Raw genomic sequence first — 1,882 nt, forward strand, 5'->3', positions numbered from 1 at the left:
GTTCGACAACTGCCCATAAGTATCATCGCTACAGTTTTTCTTCAGAATTGGCCAATAATATTGTACTATTTATTGAAGATTGATAAATGGAAAAAGAGCAGGGAATATTGCTAAAAAAGGTTGAAACTTTTGTTAAAGAACTTTTTGAAAAGGAGCTACCAAAAAACATGTACTTTCATAGTTTTGAGCATACTTTGTTAGTTGTAGAGGGCGTTAAAATTATTGGTAAGCAAAATAGTGTAAGTGAAAATGAATTGCTGACACTTATTTTAGCAGCCTTTTTACACGATGTGGGCTATATTAAACAATATATTGGCCATGAGCTAGCCAGTGTCAAAATTGCATATGAATTTTTACTGGAAAATGGTCTTAAACGCGATCAGATAGAAGTGGTAAGCAACTGCATTCTTGCTACAAAATACCCTCAATTGCCAGATACCGATTTAGAAAAAATAATATGTGATGCTGATTTTTATCATTTTTCACTTCAAAGTTATACTGATTTTGCCGCGCGGCTGAAAAGAGAGTGGGAAGAAAACCTTCGTTTAGTATACACAGATCGGGAATGGGATGCCATCAACATCAAAATGCTTACGGGGCACGAATACTTTACCGCCTTTGGTAAACAAATATTGCAGAAAAAAAAGAATCTGAACCTCGAAAAATTGATACAGCGATTTACCTAAAGGTTTTACATAACAGGTTTGATTTTCTGGTTTTAATGACTACTTTATATCCAATTAAATAACAAAATGATTAACCGATGAAAATTTTAGTCATTGAAGATGAACAGGCTTTATTAGAGAGTATACTTGCCTATTTTACCGGTGAAGGGAATGTTTGTGAGCACGCTTCGGATTTTGCCGCTGCCAATGAGAAAATATCGCTTTATAATTATGATTGTATTCTTTTAGATTTAGGGCTGCCCGGTGGGGAAGGACTGGAATTATTAACCAAGCTTAAACAATTGAAAAAAAAAGATGGGGTGCTGATTATTTCTGCGCGCCATTCTTTGGATGATAAACTGATGGGGCTCGATCTTGGCGCCGACGATTATTTAGTCAAACCTTTTCATTTGTCAGAACTTAAAGCGCGTGTAAGTGCTATTATCCGCAGAAAGAATTTTGATGGCGACAATGTTATTCTTTTCAACGAGATAACGGTGGATGTTTCGGCAATGAAAATTGCTGTTAAAGGCAATCAGATAATACTTACCAAAAAAGAGTTCGATCTGCTGGTGTATTTTCTTTCTAACCGCAATAAAGTAGTCACTAAAAATGCCATGGCCGAGCATCTTTGGGGCGATGAAATGGACCTGTCGGATGATTTTGATTTTATTTATACCCATGTCAAGAATCTCCGTAAAAAATTGCTTGAGGCAGGAGCGGCTGATTATCTTCGCTCTGTTTATGGGATTGGTTATAAATTTGGTGATCTATGAAACTCTCCAACCGTTATAACAAAGCAAATATTTTAACCTCTATCGTTGTATTAATCATTACGGGGATTATTTACTATGTTGTAATCCATTTTATTTTAACCGAAAAATTAGATCGCGATTTAGCCGTTGAAGAAAATGAAATTAACCAGTATGTAAACACTTTTCATAAACTCCCACTGCCTGCAAGTTACCTCGATCAACAGATATCTTATAAAACACTAAGTGGGATTATTTCTGAAAGAGAATTTCTAAATACAATTTATTTTAACCCAAAAGAACGTGAAAACGAACCTGGGAGAAGTCTGATTACGGTTCTACACTTAGATGGTAAAACCATTGAGGTAACCATAACCAAATCGAGGGTAGAATCAGAAGACCTTATTAGAATAATTCTTTTAATAACACTCGGAATTACGGTTGTTTTGCTTTTATCCTTATTGC

Annotated in this window: 2 protein-coding genes and 1 pseudogene; all 3 read left to right on the forward strand. The window is 35.3% G+C overall.

All coding sequences use genetic code 11. The annotated features are described in order from the left end of the window. Positions 1 to 86: 86 nt before the first annotated feature. Positions 87 to 686: an HD domain-containing protein gene (locus AC1DND_RS26905; protein ID WP_477585798.1), complete on the forward strand. Its 600-nt coding sequence runs from the start codon at positions 87 to 89 to the stop codon at positions 684 to 686. 77 nt (positions 687 to 763) lie between these two features. Further along, a complete protein-coding gene (locus tag AC1DND_RS26910) occupies positions 764 to 1,441 on the forward strand; it encodes a response regulator transcription factor (protein ID WP_477585800.1) in 678 nt (225 codons plus the stop codon). Further along, positions 1,438 to 1,882, forward strand: a pseudogene (locus AC1DND_RS26915) (sensor histidine kinase); the annotation flags it as partial. The gene AC1DND_RS26910 and the pseudogene AC1DND_RS26915, both read left to right, overlap by 4 nt.

Source organism: Pedobacter sp. 01N416 (assembly GCF_056399685.1).